The sequence below is a fragment of the Microbacterium sp. PA5 genome, assembly GCF_049860775.1.
Taxonomy (GTDB): domain Bacteria; phylum Actinomycetota; class Actinomycetes; order Actinomycetales; family Microbacteriaceae; genus Microbacterium.
The window spans coordinates 1,382,909-1,396,860 of sequence record NZ_CP187567.1 but is presented as its reverse complement, the minus strand read 5'-3'; the positions used below and the strand labels follow the sequence as shown (position 1 = coordinate 1,396,860).

The 13,952-nt window shown below is 73.1% G+C and carries 16 protein-coding genes; all 16 read left to right on the top strand.

What is annotated here, in order from left to right; genetic code table 11:
• Positions 1 to 89: 89 nt before the first annotated feature.
• The 16 genes from rpoZ to lgt all read left to right on the top strand — a co-directional run bounded on the left by rpoZ (position 90) and on the right by lgt (position 13,879).
• On the top strand, positions 90 to 344 hold the full coding sequence (gene rpoZ, locus ACPWUT_RS06500) for a DNA-directed RNA polymerase subunit omega (protein WP_144807791.1): 255 nt from the start codon (positions 90 to 92) through the stop codon (positions 342 to 344).
• Between the two features lie 105 nt (positions 345 to 449).
• The gene (metK, locus tag ACPWUT_RS06495; protein ID WP_284527128.1) at positions 450 to 1,643 is read left to right on the top strand and encodes a methionine adenosyltransferase; all 1,194 of its coding nucleotides are present in this window, start codon (positions 450 to 452) and stop codon (positions 1,641 to 1,643) included.
• A gap of 6 nt (positions 1,644 to 1,649) precedes the next feature.
• Positions 1,650 to 3,632, top strand: a complete 1,983-nt coding sequence (locus tag ACPWUT_RS06490; protein ID WP_425841818.1) for a primosomal protein N' — start codon at positions 1,650 to 1,652, stop codon at positions 3,630 to 3,632.
• Positions 3,633 to 3,658: 26 nt separating this feature from the next.
• Entirely contained in the window at positions 3,659 to 4,627 is a 969-nt protein-coding gene (gene fmt, locus ACPWUT_RS06485; RefSeq protein WP_425841815.1) for a methionyl-tRNA formyltransferase, read from the top strand.
• Positions 4,624 to 5,979, top strand: coding sequence for an RsmB/NOP family class I SAM-dependent RNA methyltransferase (locus ACPWUT_RS06480; RefSeq protein ID WP_425841812.1), 1,356 nt, complete (start codon positions 4,624 to 4,626; stop codon positions 5,977 to 5,979). The genes fmt and ACPWUT_RS06480 overlap by 4 nt, the downstream gene beginning before the upstream one ends.
• Positions 5,980 to 6,025: 46 nt before the next feature.
• Positions 6,026 to 6,697, top strand: coding sequence for a ribulose-phosphate 3-epimerase (gene rpe / locus ACPWUT_RS06475; RefSeq protein ID WP_425841809.1), 672 nt, complete (start codon positions 6,026 to 6,028; stop codon positions 6,695 to 6,697).
• 55 nt (positions 6,698 to 6,752) lie between these two features.
• Entirely contained in the window at positions 6,753 to 7,016 is a 264-nt protein-coding gene (locus ACPWUT_RS06470; protein ID WP_284527119.1) for a phosphoribosyl-ATP diphosphatase, read from the top strand.
• Positions 7,017 to 7,104: 88 nt separating this feature from the next.
• A complete protein-coding gene (gene hisG, locus ACPWUT_RS06465; protein WP_284527117.1) occupies positions 7,105 to 7,947 on the top strand; it encodes an ATP phosphoribosyltransferase in 843 nt (280 codons plus the stop codon).
• On the top strand, positions 7,947 to 8,711 hold the full coding sequence (gene hisF / locus ACPWUT_RS06460; RefSeq protein WP_284527116.1) for an imidazole glycerol phosphate synthase subunit HisF: 765 nt from the start codon (positions 7,947 to 7,949) through the stop codon (positions 8,709 to 8,711). The genes hisG and hisF overlap by 1 nt, the downstream gene beginning before the upstream one ends.
• Positions 8,708 to 9,073, top strand: coding sequence for a phosphoribosyl-AMP cyclohydrolase (gene hisI, locus ACPWUT_RS06455; RefSeq protein ID WP_284527115.1), 366 nt, complete (start codon positions 8,708 to 8,710; stop codon positions 9,071 to 9,073). The genes hisF and hisI overlap by 4 nt, the downstream gene beginning before the upstream one ends.
• On the top strand, positions 9,070 to 9,705 hold the full coding sequence (locus tag ACPWUT_RS06450) for a Trp biosynthesis-associated membrane protein (protein WP_425841803.1): 636 nt from the start codon (positions 9,070 to 9,072) through the stop codon (positions 9,703 to 9,705). Before hisI ends, ACPWUT_RS06450 begins: the two co-directional genes overlap by 4 nt.
• An 89-nt stretch (positions 9,706 to 9,794) precedes the next feature.
• Positions 9,795 to 10,025, top strand: coding sequence for a DUF6704 family protein (locus ACPWUT_RS06445; protein ID WP_425841800.1), 231 nt, complete (start codon positions 9,795 to 9,797; stop codon positions 10,023 to 10,025).
• Position 10,026: 1 nt separating this feature from the next.
• Entirely contained in the window at positions 10,027 to 10,836 is an 810-nt protein-coding gene (gene trpC, locus ACPWUT_RS06440) for an indole-3-glycerol phosphate synthase TrpC (protein ID WP_425841797.1), read from the top strand.
• A complete protein-coding gene (trpB, locus tag ACPWUT_RS06435) occupies positions 10,833 to 12,092 on the top strand; it encodes a tryptophan synthase subunit beta (protein ID WP_284527109.1) in 1,260 nt (419 codons plus the stop codon). Before trpC ends, trpB begins: the two co-directional genes overlap by 4 nt.
• Positions 12,089 to 12,871 (top strand): tryptophan synthase subunit alpha, encoded by a 783-nt coding sequence (gene trpA, locus ACPWUT_RS06430; protein ID WP_284527107.1) that lies wholly within the window; start codon positions 12,089 to 12,091, stop codon positions 12,869 to 12,871. Before trpB ends, trpA begins: the two co-directional genes overlap by 4 nt.
• A gap of 39 nt (positions 12,872 to 12,910) precedes the next feature.
• Positions 12,911 to 13,879: a prolipoprotein diacylglyceryl transferase gene (gene lgt, locus ACPWUT_RS06425; RefSeq protein ID WP_425841792.1), complete on the top strand. Its 969-nt coding sequence runs from the start codon at positions 12,911 to 12,913 to the stop codon at positions 13,877 to 13,879.
• Positions 13,880 to 13,952 lie beyond the last annotated feature (73 nt).

The following is a 13,952-nucleotide window of genomic DNA, read 5'->3' as shown; positions in this document are numbered from 1 at the left end:
CGGATGCCGCGGCGTCCTCGTCCGTGAGGAGCTGCGCGCCCCGCGCTTCGCCCCGATTTTCTTCCGCCATCCGATCCAGGAGGTCCACTATGGCCACTCGTGACCAGGGCATCATCGACCCGCCCATCGACGCACTGCTCGAGAAGGTCGACTCGAAGTACCAGCTCGTGATCTACGCGTCCAAGCGTGCACGCCAGATCAACGACTACTACTCCGACCTCCACGAGGGAAACCTCTTCGACAACGTCGGCCCCCTCGTCGACTCGACCGTCGAGGACAAGCCCCTGACGATCGCACTGCACGAGATCCACGAGGACAAGCTGCGCCTGCGCTCGCTCGACTGATCCCATGACGCCGTATGGCGTCGCCGTGCCCGCGTCACCCGCCATGTCGGGGGACGCGGGCATGATGGTTAACACCCCCGATCCTGTCCGCCGTCTGGAGCACCGATGACTCAGCTGCGCCTGTTCACGTCCGAGTCCGTGACCGAAGGGCACCCCGACAAGATCTGCGACCAGATCTCCGACAGCGTGCTCGACGCGCTGCTGGCCGTGGACCCCGGGAGCCGGGTCGCCGTGGAGACGCTGGTGACGACGGGGCTCGTCCACGTCGCCGGCGAGGTGCGCACCGACGGCTACGTCGACATCCCCGGGATCGTGCGCGGGGTCGTCAACCGCATCGGCTACACCTCCAGCGAGACCGGCTTCGACGGCGACTCGTGCGGTGTCACGGTCTCCATCGGCGAGCAGTCCGGGGACATCGCGGCAGGAGTCGACAACGCGATCGAGCACCGGGAAGAGGGATCGAGCGACCCCGTCGACGCGCTGGGCGCGGGCGACCAGGGGATCATGTTCGGCTACGCGACCACCGAGACGCCGCAGCTCATGCCGATGGCGATCTGGACGGCGCACCGCATCGCCGAACGGCTCACCGACGCTCGGCGCTCCGGCGCGCTGCCGTTCCTGCGTCCCGACGGCAAGACGCAGGTGACGCTCGGCTACGACGGCCACGTGCCGCGCACGGTCGAGACGGTGGTGGTCTCGACACAGCACAACCCCGACATCTCCCTGGCCGCGCTCCGGGCGGCCGTGCGCGCCGAGGTCATCGACCCGGTCATCGCGCAGACCGGCCTGGACATCGGCGATGTGGAGTACGTCATCAACCCCGCCGGTCCCTTCGTGATCGGCGGCCCGAAGGGCGACGCCGGCCTCACCGGTCGGAAGATCATCATCGACACCTACGGCGGCGCCGCACGGCACGGCGGCGGCGCGTTCAGCGGCAAGGACCCCTCGAAGGTCGACCGCTCGGCCGCCTACGCCATGCGGTGGGTCGCCAAGAACGCCGTCGCCGCCGGTCTGGCCGACCGCCTCGAGGTGCAGGTCGCGTACGCCATCGGCCGGGCGGCGCCCGTCGGGCTGTACGTCGAGACCTTCGGCACCGGGCACGTCTCGGACGAGGCGATCACCGCCGCGATCACGGACGTGTTCGATCTGCGGCCGCAGGCCATCATCGACCGGCTCGACCTGCTGCGCCCGATCTACGCCCAGACCGCGGCGTACGGTCACTTCGGACGCGAGCTGCCCGACTTCACCTGGGAGCGCACCGACCGCGTCGAGGAACTCCGCGCCGCCGCCGGCCTCTGACCCGCCGTGGTCACCGTCGCCCGCGTCCTGGTCGACTCTCCGCTGCCTCAGCTCGACCGGCCGTTCGACTACGCCGTGCCCTCGGAGCTGGTCGGCGAGGTGGTCGCGGGAGTGCGCGTCAAGGTGCCTCTGCGCACCGCCGGACGCGTCGTGGAGGCCTATGTCCTGGACGTGACGGATGCCGTCGCCCCGGACCGTCCGCTGTCCGAGGTGGACAGCGTCGTCTCGCCGGTGGCCGTGCTCCCCGAGTCGCTCTACGCTCTGGCCCGACGAGCGGCCGATCGCGCGGCGGGCTCGGCGGTCGACATCCTCCGGCTCGTGATCCCCAAGCGCATGGTGCGAGCCGAGAAGGCCTGGCGCGCGGCCGAGCCGCCGCAGGCGCCGGCCGTGTCGCCCGAGGGGCTCGCCTGGGCACGGGGCGTGCTGGCGTCCCATCCCGGCCTGGGCGACGCGCTGGCCGCGGGGGAGCGCCTCGCGATCGACCCGCCCCCGCGTCCCGTCGCCGGGAGCGCGTGGGGCGCGTGGGCGGAGCTGATGGCCGCGATGGCCGTGGAACGTCTCGCTGCCGGGCGCAGCGCCGTGCTCGTGCTGCCGGACCACCGCGACCAGACGCAGGTGCTGGCCGCGCTGGCGGGCCGCGCGCCCGACGACGCGATCGTCCGCGACGACGCCCGCCGCTCTGGACCCGAGCGCTACGCCGCGTACCTGCGGCTGCTCCACCCCGCGCCGTGCATCGTGGTCGGGAACCGGTCGACGGTCTACGCCCCGGCCCACGACGTCGGCCTGGTCGCCGTCTGGGACGACGGCGACCCCCTCCTGGCCGAGCCGCTGAGCCCCGGGGTCCACGCCCGCGACGCCGCGCTCATCCGCCAGGAGCTCGAGGACTCCGCGCTCGTGTTCGCGGGGCACACCCGCTCGACCGACGTCGAGCGGCTGGTCCAGCTCGGCTGGGTGCGGGAGGTCCCCGCCGCGCGGCGGGAGAGCCCGCGCGTGATCCTGTCGGGGACGCACGAGGGGGAGGTGCGCGGACAGCGCGTGCCGTCGGCGGCCTTCGCCGCGGCGCGCGAGGCTCTGCGGGACGGCCCCGTGCTCGTGCAGGTCTCCCGGCCCGGATACGCCCCCGTCCTGGTCTGCGCCGACTGCCGCACACCGGCCCGCTGCCCGCACTGCGCCGGTCCGCTGCATGCCCGCCGTCCCGGCAGCGCCCCCGACTGCGGCTGGTGCGGGCGCACCCTGCCGAACTGGTCCTGCGCGAACTGCTCCTCGCAGCGTCTGCGGATGGCGTCGTCGGGGTCGGAGCGCACCGCCGACGAGCTCGGCCGCGCGTTCCCGAACACCCGCGTGATCGTCTCCGACGGCGCCCACCCGGTCACGGAGGTCGAGGCGCGGCCGGCGCTGGTGATCGCGACGCGCGGGGCGGAGCCGATCGCCCCGGGCGGCTATCGGGCCGTCATCCTGCTCGACGGCGACAAGATGCTGCTGGCCGAGCAGCTGCGGATCGGCGAGGCGTGCCTGCGCTGGTGGTCGAACGCGGCCGCCCTCGCCGCGCCGGGCGCACCGGTGCACCTCGTCGGGGTGACCGGTCCGGTCTCCCGGGCGCTGGCGACCTGGACCCAGGCGGCCTACGCGCGCACCGAGCTGGCGGAGCGGGCACCGCTGCACATGCCCCCGGTGGTCCGGGTGGCGACGGTGGAGGGAACGGCGGCCGCGGTCGACGAGGCGATCGCGCACGTGCGGGCCGAGGTCCCGTCGCTGGCCCCCGCCGCGGTCCTCGGGCCGGTGCCGGCGGGCGAGGGCACGGTGCGGGCGCTCCTCCGCTTCGAGTACGCCCACGGGCGCGCGGTCGCCGAGACGCTGCGTGCAGCGGTCGTCGCCGACGCGCTGCGGGGGCGCCGCACCGCTGCCCGGGCGCGTGCCGCGGGCACGGCGCGCGGGCCGGCCGCGACTACACTCAGGGTGCGGCTCGACGTGCCCGAGCTCGATCTGTGACCATCCCCTTTCCCTTCAGGACCCCCATGCGCATCGTGTTCGCCGGAACCCCGGCTCCGGCGGTGCCATCGCTGCGGGCACTGGACGAGTCCTCGCACGACGTGGTCGGCGTCGTCACCCGCACCGATGCGCCGCAAGGCCGCAAGCGCGTCCTCACGCCTTCGCCGGTGGCCGAGGCGGCGGCTGCGCGCGGCCTCCCGGTCGTCAAGGCGGACCGGCTGGGCGCCGACGCGACGTCGGCCGTCGACGCCCTCCGTCCCGACCTCGGCGTGATCGTGGCGTACGGCGGCCTGGTCCGGGAGCCGTTGCTGTCCCTGCCCCGCCACGGCTGGATCAACCTCCACTTCTCCCTGCTCCCTCGCTGGCGCGGAGCGGCGCCGGTGCAGCATGCCCTCATCGCGGGCGACCGGACCACGGGCGCCGCCGTGTTCCAGCTCGTCCCCGCTCTCGACGCCGGCGACGTCTTCGGCGAGATCCGCTACGAGGTCCCGGAGTCCGCCACGGCGGGACAGGTCCTGTCGGATCTCGCCGAGCAGGGGGCGCTCCTCCTGCGCGACGTCGTCGACGCCATCGCGGCCGGCACGGCGCGGGCCGTCCCGCAGACGGGGGAGCCGACCCTGGCGCCCAAGCTGTCGCTCTCCGACGGGCTCCTGGACTTCACCGCGCCCGCGCGCGAGGTGCTGGACCGCTTCCGCGGCACCACGCCGGAGCCCGGCGCCCATACCCTCATCGGCGGTCAGCGGCTGAAGGTGCTCGCCGCCCGCTCCGGGCCCGACGCCGCGCTCGCGCCGGGGCGGGTGGAGCTGATCGACCGCACGGTGGTCGTCGGCACCTCCTCGGGCACCGTCGCGCTCGACGAGGTCCAGCCCGCCGGCAAGGGCCGCATGGCGGCAGCCGACTGGTGGCGCGGCCTCCGGGTCGATGCGCTGCAGGCCGACGGGACGGGGCCGGAAGCGCCCGCGGCCGGCGCCGGCCGGACGGAGCATGCCCCGTGAGCTCCTCCCGCTGGGTCGCCTACGACACCCTCCGCGCCGTCCACGAATCGGACGCCTACGCCAACCTGCTGCTCCCGCGTGAGATCGCACGCGCCGGCCTGAGCGGGGCCGATGCGGCACTCGCGACCGAGCTCGCCTACGGCACACTACGGCGGGAGGGCACCTACGACGCCATCATCGCGGAGGCCGCGAAGCGCGAGGTGGATCGCATCGACCCGGCTGTGCTCGACGCGCTGCGCCTGGGCGTCCACCAGCTCGTGTCGATGCGGATCCCGTCGCACGCCGCCGTCAACGAGACCGTGCGGCAGGTCCGCGCGGCGGCCGGCCCGGGGCCCTCCAAGTTCGCGAACGCCGTGCTGCGGCGTGTGTCGGAGCGCTCGGGGGAGCAGTGGTACGCCCGGCTCGACGAGACGGCCCGCTCGGATGACGAGCGCCTCGCGCTGCGCCACGCCCACCCGGTGTGGGTCATCCGCGCCTTCCGACGAGCGCTGGCCGCGGAGGGGCGCGCCGACGAGCTGACCGCGCTGCTCGAGGCCGACAACGTCGCCCCGGGCGTCACGATGGCCGCTCTTCCCGGGCTCGCCGAGATCCCGGACGGGCGCACCCCGACCGTCTACTCGCCGATCGGCTTCCGGCTGGGCGGGGGAGACCCCGCGCCGGTCGTCGAGCAGGCGGGTGGACGCATCCGCGTGCAGGACGAGGGCTCGCAGCTGGCGGCGCTCGCCCTGACCCGCGCCGCCCCGCCGCGCCCCGGAGAGCGCTGGCTGGATCTGTGCGCGGGGCCCGGGGGGAAGACCGCCGTGCTGGCCGCGGAGGCTCTCGCGCGGGGCGCGATGCTCGAGGCCAACGAGGTCTCGCCGGCGCGCGCCGGGCTGGTGCGCGACTCCGTCGCGGGCGTGCCGCTCCCGGTCCCCGTGTCCGAAGAGGACGGCCGCACGCGGGCCGGACGCGGCCGCTACGACCGCATCCTCGTGGACGCGCCCTGCACCGGCCTCGGCGCACTCCGCCGCCGGCCCGAGGCGCGGTGGCGCAAGACGGCGGCCGACGTCCCCGACCTCGCCGCGCTGCAGGGCGACCTGCTGCGCGCCGCCGTCGATGCCCTGGCGCCCGGCGGCGTCGTCGCGTACGTCACCTGCTCACCGCACCTGGCCGAGACCGCGGCGATCGTCGCCGACGTGCGGCGATCGGCGGGCGATTCCCTCGAGGAGCTCGACGCGCGGTCGGTCGTGGCGTCCGTGTCCCGCGGACCGATCGACCTGGCCGCGCCGGCGGACGGTTCGGGGCGCGCGCAGCTGTGGCCCCACCGCCACGGCACGGATGCGATGTCGATCTCGCTGCTGCGGCGCCGCTGAGCCCGTCGCGACGACGCGGGGTCCGAGACCGGATTAGGGTGGTCCCGTGACCGGCGACGACCTCCGCATCAACCCCAGCATCCTCGCCGCCGATTTCGTGAACATGCAGGCCGAGCTCGCCCGCATCGCGACGGCCGACTTCGTGCACGTCGACGTCATGGACAACCACTTCGTGCCCAACCTCACCTTCGGACCGCAGATGGTGGAGCGCATCCAGGCGACCAGCCCGGTCCCGCTGGACGTGCACCTCATGATCATCGACCCCGACCGGTGGGCGCCCGGGTACGCCGAGATCGGCGCGGCGTCGGTCACCTTCCACCTGGAGGCGGCATCCGACCCGGTCGCGCTGGCGCGGCGGCTGCGGCAGATCGGCGCGCGCGCCGGCGTCGCCGTGAAGCCGGCGACGCCGGTCGACGGGCTGTTCGACGTGCTCGACGAGTTCGATCAGATCCTCGTCATGACGGTCGAGCCGGGTTTCGGCGGCCAGTCCTTCATGGCGGACCAGATGCCCAAGCTGGCCCGGCTGAGCGACGAGGCACGACGCCGCGGCTCCCAGGTCTGGCTCCAGGTCGACGGCGGGATCGCGGAGTCGACGATCGCGCAGGCGGCCGAGGCGGGAGCCGACACCTTCGTGGCGGGGTCGGCGGTGTTCGGCGCCGACGACCCGGGTCAGGCGATCGCCGCGCTCCGCGGGGTCGCGGCGGCGCACCGGCACTGACGCCGCCGGATCCCGCCACGCACCGGCGCCCGGCCGGGACCGGTAGCCTGGAGGGGTGAAGACCTTCGACGCCCTGTTCGCCGAGCTCACCGAGATCGCCGCGACGCGTCCCGAGGGCTCGGGCACCGTCGCGCAGCTCGACGCCGGCGTGCACGCGATCGGGAAGAAGATCGTCGAGGAGGCCGCCGAGGTGTGGATGGCCGCCGAGTACCAGTCCGACGTCGAGACGGCCGAGGAGATTTCGCAGCTGCTCTACCACCTGCAGGTGCTCATGCTCGCGAAGGGCCTCGCCCCCGAGGACGTCTACCGACATCTCTGAGCTCGCCTCCGCCCTGAACGACGACACGTTCCGAGACACTGAGAGCTCCGAGAGACCGAGAGCTACGAGACACCGAAAGTCCTGCACCATGCTGCGAATCGCCGTGCCGAACAAGGGATCGCTGGCCGAGACCGCGACCGACATGCTCACCGAAGCCGGGTACACCGGCCGACGCGATCCCAAGGACCTCCACGTCATCGACCCCGTCAACGAGGTCGAGTTCTTCTACCTGCGCCCGAAGGACATCGCCACCTACGTGGGCTCCGGCGCACTCCACGTGGGCATCACCGGCCGCGACCTCCTGCTCGACGCGCGCATGCCGGGGGCACGCGAGATCGAGAAGCTCGGCTTCGGCGGCTCCACCTTCCGCTTCGCCGGCCCTCCCGGTCGCTTCCACGAGCTGAGCGACCTCGACGGGGTGCGGGTGGCGACGGCGTATCCGGGGCTCGTGGACGCGTACCTCGACGAGCACGGCGTGGCCGTCGACCTGGTCCCGCTCGACGGGGCCGTCGAGTCGGCCGTCGAGCTGGGCGTCGCCGACGCGGTGGCGGACGTCGTGTCCACGGGGACGACGCTCAAGCAGGCCGGCCTGGAGATCTTCGGCCCGGTGCTCCTGGAGTCCGAGGCGGTGCTGATCGGCGCGCCGGTCGAGGCGGAGGGCACCGACATCCTGCTGCGGCGGCTGCGCGGCGTGATGGTGGCCCGCCAGTATGTGCTGATCGACTACGACCTGCCCGCCGACCTCGTCGACGCGGCCGTCGCCATCGCCCCCGGCATCGAGTCGCCGACCATCTCCCCGCTGCGCGACCCCGCCTGGGTGGCGGTGCGGGTGATGAGCCCGCGCAAGACCGTCAACCAGGTCATGGACGCGCTGTACGCGATCGGCGCGCGCGCGATCCTCGTGACCGCCATCCACAACGCGAGGCTCTGATGTCGCTGGCCCGCCGCGTCATCCCCTGCCTGGACGTCAAGGACGGCAGAGTCGTCAAGGGCGTCAACTTCGAGAACCTCCGCGAGATGGGCGACCCGGTCGAACTCGCGCGCCGGTACTTCGACCAGGGCGCCGACGAGCTCACCTTCCTCGACGTCACCGCCACGGTGGACGACCGGTCCACGACCTACGACGTGGTCCGCCGGACGGCGGAGGAGGTCTTCATCCCCCTCACCGTCGGCGGCGGGGTCAGATCCGCTGACGACGTCGCGCGCCTGCTCGGCGTCGGCGCCGACAAGGTGGGCGTGAACTCGGCGGCCATCGCCCGCCCGCAGCTGGTCGACGAGATCGCCGACCGCTTCGGCGCGCAGGTGCTCGTGCTGTCGCTCGACGTCAAGCGCGCTCCCGGCACCGAATCCGGGTTCGTCGTCACCACCCACGGCGGCCGCACCCTCACGACGCTGGATGCCCTGGCCTGGGCGCGGGAGGCGATCGACCGGGGCGCCGGCGAGCTGCTCGTCAACTCGATCGACGCCGACGGCACGAAGGACGGCTTCGACCTCGAGCTCGTCGCACTCATGCGGGAGCTGTCCTCCGTCCCGGTCATCGCCTCCGGCGGTGCGGGGGCGGCCGAGCATTTCGCCCCGGCGATCGAGGCCGGCGCCGATGCCGTCCTCGCGGCGTCGGTGTTCCACTCCGGTCAGCTCACGATCGGCGACGTCAAGGGCGCGCTGCGCGCCGAGGGGATCGAGGTGCGCGCATGACCGATGCTCCGCTCGACATCGCGACAGTGCTGGACCGCGTCGCCTTCACGGCCGACGGCCTCGTGCCGGCCATCATCCAGCAGTACGACACCCGCGAGGTCCTCATGCTCGGCTGGATGGACGACGAGGCGCTGCGGCGCACGCTGACCACCGGCCGGGTGACCTTCTGGTCGCGCTCACGCCAGGAGTACTGGCGCAAGGGCGACACCTCGGGCCACATCCAGCTCGTCAAGGGCGCGCGGCTCGACTGCGACGGGGACACCCTCCTCATCGCGGTCGACCAGGTCGGCGCGGCGTGCCACACCGGCGACCGGACGTGCTTCGACGCCGACGACCTGCACCCCGCGATCGGCGACGCATGACCCGTCGCCTCCGCTCCCTCAGCGTCCTGACCGTGCTCGGCGGCGGCGCGCTCGCGCTGATCGCCTCCACGCAGACCTGGCTCGACGTGTCCCTCCGGGGGGCGACGACGGCGCCGCTCCCGGTGCCCGGCGCCTCGGCGCTGGCGCTGCTGGCGCCGCTCAGCCTCGCAGCACTCGCCCTGGGGCTGGCGCTGTCGATCATCGGCCCCGTCCTGCGCCACGTCTTCGGGGTGCTCGCCGTCGCGATCGGGGGAGTCCTCGGCTTCGGCGCACTGCGCGTGGCCCTGGAGCGCCCCGTCGACGCCGTCGCCGCGTCGGTCACCGAGGCCACCGGTCTGGCGGGGGAGAGCACGGTGCGCGCGCTCATCGACCACATCGCGATCACGCCGTGGCCCGTCGTCACCGTGGTCGCCTCGCTCGCGATCGCGGCCGGGGGAGCGACGACCGTCCTGACGGCCCACCGCTGGCCGGGGGCGGGCCGTCGCTACCGGACCGACGGTGCCGAGGCGCCGGCCCGTGCGGGTGCGCGCGCCGGCCGCGCGGGGAGCTCCGACCGCCCTGCCGCGTCGCGCCCGCACGATGCCATCGACTCGTGGGACGACCTGTCCCGCGGCGACGATCCGACCGCCTGACACCGCGCCCCACCGGCTCCCGCGTCGTACCGGACCCCTGGGGACCGCCCGCTAGACTGGTCGCAGCGACCCGCACGCGAAGGAGAACCATGAGCAATTCCGTCGACGACCCCGGCCACGGACACTCCCCGGCCGCCTGGACGGCGGTCGTGATCATGCTCATCGCGATCGCGCTGGGCACCCTGTTCTTCTTCCTCGAGATGCCGGTCCTCGTGTGGATCTGCGTCGGCCTCACGATCGTGGGCGCCCTCACGGGCTGGGCTCTCGCGAGGGCCGGCTACGGCGTGAACGGGTCCAAGTACACGTCGAAGCAGCACTGACGTGCTCGCCGACCTCACGGCCGGCGCGGTGGAGGATGCCGAGGCACGCGCCGCGGGACGGCCGCTGGCCGACGTCGAGCGCGCCGCCCTCGCCCAGGAGCCCGCGCGCGACGCGCTGAGCGCGCTGGCGCCTGCCGACCGCGTCAAGATCATCGCGGAGGTCAAGCGCGCCAGTCCCTCTCGCGGCCATCTCGCCGAGATCCCCGATCCGGCACTGCAGGCCGCGCGCTACGAGCAGGGCGGGGCGTCCGCCATCTCCGTGCTCACCGAGGGTCGCCGGTTCAAGGGGAGCCTCGCCGACCTCGAGGCCGTCCGCGCCCGGGTGGAGCTGCCCGTGCTGCGCAAGGACTTCATCGCGACCCCGTATCAGGTGCTCGAGGCCCGCGCGTCCGGCGCTGACCTCGTGCTCCTCATCGTCGCCGCGCTCGAGCAGCCTCTGCTGCAGGAGCTGCACGCTCTCGTCCTCGAGCTCGGGATGACCCCGCTGGTCGAGACGCACTCGCGGGACGAGGTGCTCCGCGCGGCCGACCTCGGCGCCGCACTCATCGGCGTGAACGCCCGCGACCTCTCCACCTTCGAGCTCGACCGCGACCTGTTCGGACGACTCCACGACGACCTGCCGCGGGATGCGATCAAGATCGCCGAGTCGGCGGTCCTCACCCCCGACGACGTCGCCCATTACCGTGCCGCGGGCGCCGACGTGGTCCTCATCGGCGAGGCGCTGGTCACCAGCGACCCCGTCACCACCCTGCACGCGTTCCTGGAAGCGGGCGCGAACGATGCATCGAGCGAGCGGAGCACCTCGACATGAGCCTGCGTGACACGCACGGACCGTTCTTCGGCGACTTCGGCGGACGCTTCATGCCCGAGTCCCTGATCGCGGCGATCGACGAGCTGACCGCGGAGTACGACGCGGCCAAGGCGGATCCGGAGTTCGACGCCGAGTTCCGCCGGCTGCTGCGCTCCTACGCGGGTCGCCCGTCGCCGCTGACGGAGGTGCCGCGCTTCGCGGAGCACGCCGGCGGTGCGCGCATCTTCCTCAAGCGCGAGGATCTCAATCACACCGGCTCGCACAAGATCAACAACGTCCTCGGGCAGGCGCTGCTCACCCGGCGCCTGGGCAAGACCCGCGTGATCGCCGAGACGGGCGCCGGCCAGCACGGCGTGGCGACCGCGACGGCGGCGGCGCTTTTCGGCTTCGACTGCACGATCTACATGGGCGAGGTCGACACGCAGCGTCAGGCCCTCAACGTGGCGCGCATGCGTCTGCTCGGCGCCGAGGTGATCCCCGTGACCACGGGCTCGCGCACCCTCAAGGACGCGATCAACGACGCCTACCGCGACTGGGTGGCCTCGGTCGAGCACACGAACTACATCTTCGGCACGGCCGCCGGACCGCACCCGTTCCCGGCGATGGTGCGCGACTTCCAGAAGATCATCAGCGAGGAGGCGCGCCAGCAGCTGCTCGACGAGACCGGAGCGCTCCCCGACGTCGTGATCGCGTGCGTGGGCGGCGGCTCCAACGCCATCGGGATGTTCGACGCGTTCCTCGACGACGAGGGCGTGAAGCTGTACGGCGTCGAGGCGGCGGGCGACGGCGTGGACACCGCCCGTCACGCCGCGTCCATCGAGCGCGGCCGCCCGGGCGTCCTGCACGGTGCGCGGACCTACGTGCTGCAGGACGAGGACGGCCAGACCATCGAGTCCCACTCGATCTCGGCGGGACTGGACTATCCCGGTGTCGGCCCCGAGCACGCCTGGCTGGCGGACATCGGACGCGCGGAGTACATCCCCGCGACCGACACCGAGGCGATGGACGCGCTGCGTCTGCTGTCGCGCACCGAGGGCATCATCCCCGCGATCGAGTCCGCCCACGCTCTGGCAGGCGCACTGCGGCTCGGACGCGAGCTCGGTCCGGACGCCGTCATCGCCGTCAGCCTGTCGGGGCGCGGCGACAAGGACATGGACACCGCGGCGAAGTGGTTCGGGCTCTACGACGAGGGCGCCGACCCGGTTGAGGCTGGGCCCGCTCCGGAGAGCGCCAAGGGCGAGGGGATCGAGCTGTGAGCCGCGTCGCCGCCGCCCTCGACGCCGCCCACGATGCCGGGCGCGGTGCCTTCGTCGGCTACCTGCCCCTCGGCTTCCCCGACCTGCAGACCAGCATCGACGCCGCCGTCACCCTCGCCGAGAGCGGGGCCGACGTGCTCGAGCTGGGCCCGCCGTACTCCGACCCCGTGATGGACGGGACCGTGATCCAGGAGGCGACCCAGACGGCGCTGGCCGCCGGGTTCCGCCTGCGGGACACCTTCACCGCGGTCCGCGAGATCACTGCGCGCGTCGACATCCCGGTGCTCGTGATGACCTACTGGAACCCCGTGATGCAGTACGGCGTCGACCGCTACGCCGACGACCTCCTGGCCGCGGGGGGAGCGGGACTCATCACGCCCGACATCACCCCCGACGCGGCCGCCGAGTGGATCGCCGCGTCCGAGCGCACCGGCCTGGATCGCGTGTTCCTCGCCGCCCCCACCTCCACCGACGAGCGGCTCGCGCTCATCGTGCGCCATTCCACCGGCTTCGTCTACACCGTCTCCACGATGGGCATCACGGGGGAGCGGGCGGAGCTGGATGCCGCGGCGCGCACCCTGGTGTCGCGGCTGCGGTCGCACGGGGCCGCGCACGCGTGCGTGGGCATCGGGATCTCCACGGCCGACCAGGTCCGCGGCGTGCTGGAGTACGCGGACGGCGCGATCGTCGGCACCGCGCTGGTGCGCGCCCTGCGCGACGGCGGCGTGGCGGGCCTGGCCGCCGAAGCCCGGGCGCTCACCGCCGGCACGGCACGGTAACGGGAAAAGGAAGGACGCGGGCGAAGTAGACTGCCCTTCGTGCTTTCACCCGCCTCCGTCCTCGCCAGCATCCCGAGCCCGGGAATCAGCTCGTTCGCGGTCGGTCCTCTGACGATCCACTTCTACGCCCTGTGCATCCTCGCGGGCATCGTCGTGGCCACGCTCATGACCAACCACCGCCTGACCAAGCGCGGCGCCGAGCCGTGGGTGGTGGTCGACATCGCCCTGCTCGCGGTGCCGCTGGCGATCATCGCGGCGCGCATCTTCCACGTGGTCACCCACCCGGGCTTCTACTTCGGCGACGGCAAGGACCTCTGGGCCATCTTCCGCATCTGGGAGGGCGGCATCGCCATCTACGGCGCCCTCATCGGCGGTGCGATCGGCGCCTGGCTCGGGTGCCGCTGGACCGGCATCCGCTTCTGGAGCTTCGCCGACGCCCTGGCGCCCGGGCTCCTGCTCGCCCAGGCGCTGGGCCGCTTCGGCAACTGGTTCAACCAGGAGCTGTTCGGACTTCCCACCGACCTCCCGTGGGGCCTGGAGATCGACTACCCGAACCCGGCGTGGCCGGCGGGTCTGCCCGAGGGCACCCTGTTCCACCCCACCTTCCTCTACGAGGTGATCTGGAACCTGCTCGGCGTGCTCGTCCTGCTGTGGGCCGGCAAGCGCTTCCGCCTGCAGTGGGGACGCCTGTTCGCGCTCTACCTGATCTGGTACTCGGCCGGCCGCATCGTGTGGGAGTCGATCCGCATCGATCCGAGCGAGGTCTTCCTGGGGCTGCGCACCAACGTGTGGGCCGCGATCCTCGGCGTGGTCGTCGGGCTCGTGATCTTCGCCGTGCAGACGCGACGTCATCCGGGCTTCGAGCCGTCGCCCTACGTGGCGGGCCGCGAATGGTCGGCCGATGGGGCTGTACAATCGCAGGACACCGATGACTTCGTGGACGTGAGCGCACCCCCCGCGTCCGAAGCTCTCGAGGGCACAGCCACAAGCTCCGTCACCCCGAAATAGCACTCCCGAGCGCATCGACGATGCGCCATCAGCAGCACAGGGCCGACGTCGTCCCAGTTGAGCATCAAGTGAG

What these genes read in the sequence shown, in the direction of transcription:
- fmt (WP_425841815.1), top strand. Translation starts at nt 3,659, where the DNA reads ATGCGCATCGTGTTCGCCGGAACCCCGGCTCCGGCGGTGCCATCGCTG.
- ACPWUT_RS06450 (WP_425841803.1), top strand. Translation starts at nt 9,070, where the DNA reads ATGACCCGTCGCCTCCGCTCCCTCAGCGTCCTGACCGTGCTCGGCGGC.
- rpoZ (WP_144807791.1), top strand. Translation starts at nt 90, where the DNA reads ATGGCCACTCGTGACCAGGGCATCATCGACCCGCCCATCGACGCACTG.
- hisG (WP_284527117.1), top strand. Translation starts at nt 7,105, where the DNA reads ATGCTGCGAATCGCCGTGCCGAACAAGGGATCGCTGGCCGAGACCGCG.
- trpB (WP_284527109.1), top strand. Translation starts at nt 10,833, where the DNA reads ATGAGCCTGCGTGACACGCACGGACCGTTCTTCGGCGACTTCGGCGGA.
- metK (WP_284527128.1), top strand. Translation starts at nt 450, where the DNA reads ATGACTCAGCTGCGCCTGTTCACGTCCGAGTCCGTGACCGAAGGGCAC.
- hisF (WP_284527116.1), top strand. Translation starts at nt 7,947, where the DNA reads ATGTCGCTGGCCCGCCGCGTCATCCCCTGCCTGGACGTCAAGGACGGC.
- ACPWUT_RS06445 (WP_425841800.1), top strand. Translation starts at nt 9,795, where the DNA reads ATGAGCAATTCCGTCGACGACCCCGGCCACGGACACTCCCCGGCCGCC.
- hisI (WP_284527115.1), top strand. Translation starts at nt 8,708, where the DNA reads ATGACCGATGCTCCGCTCGACATCGCGACAGTGCTGGACCGCGTCGCC.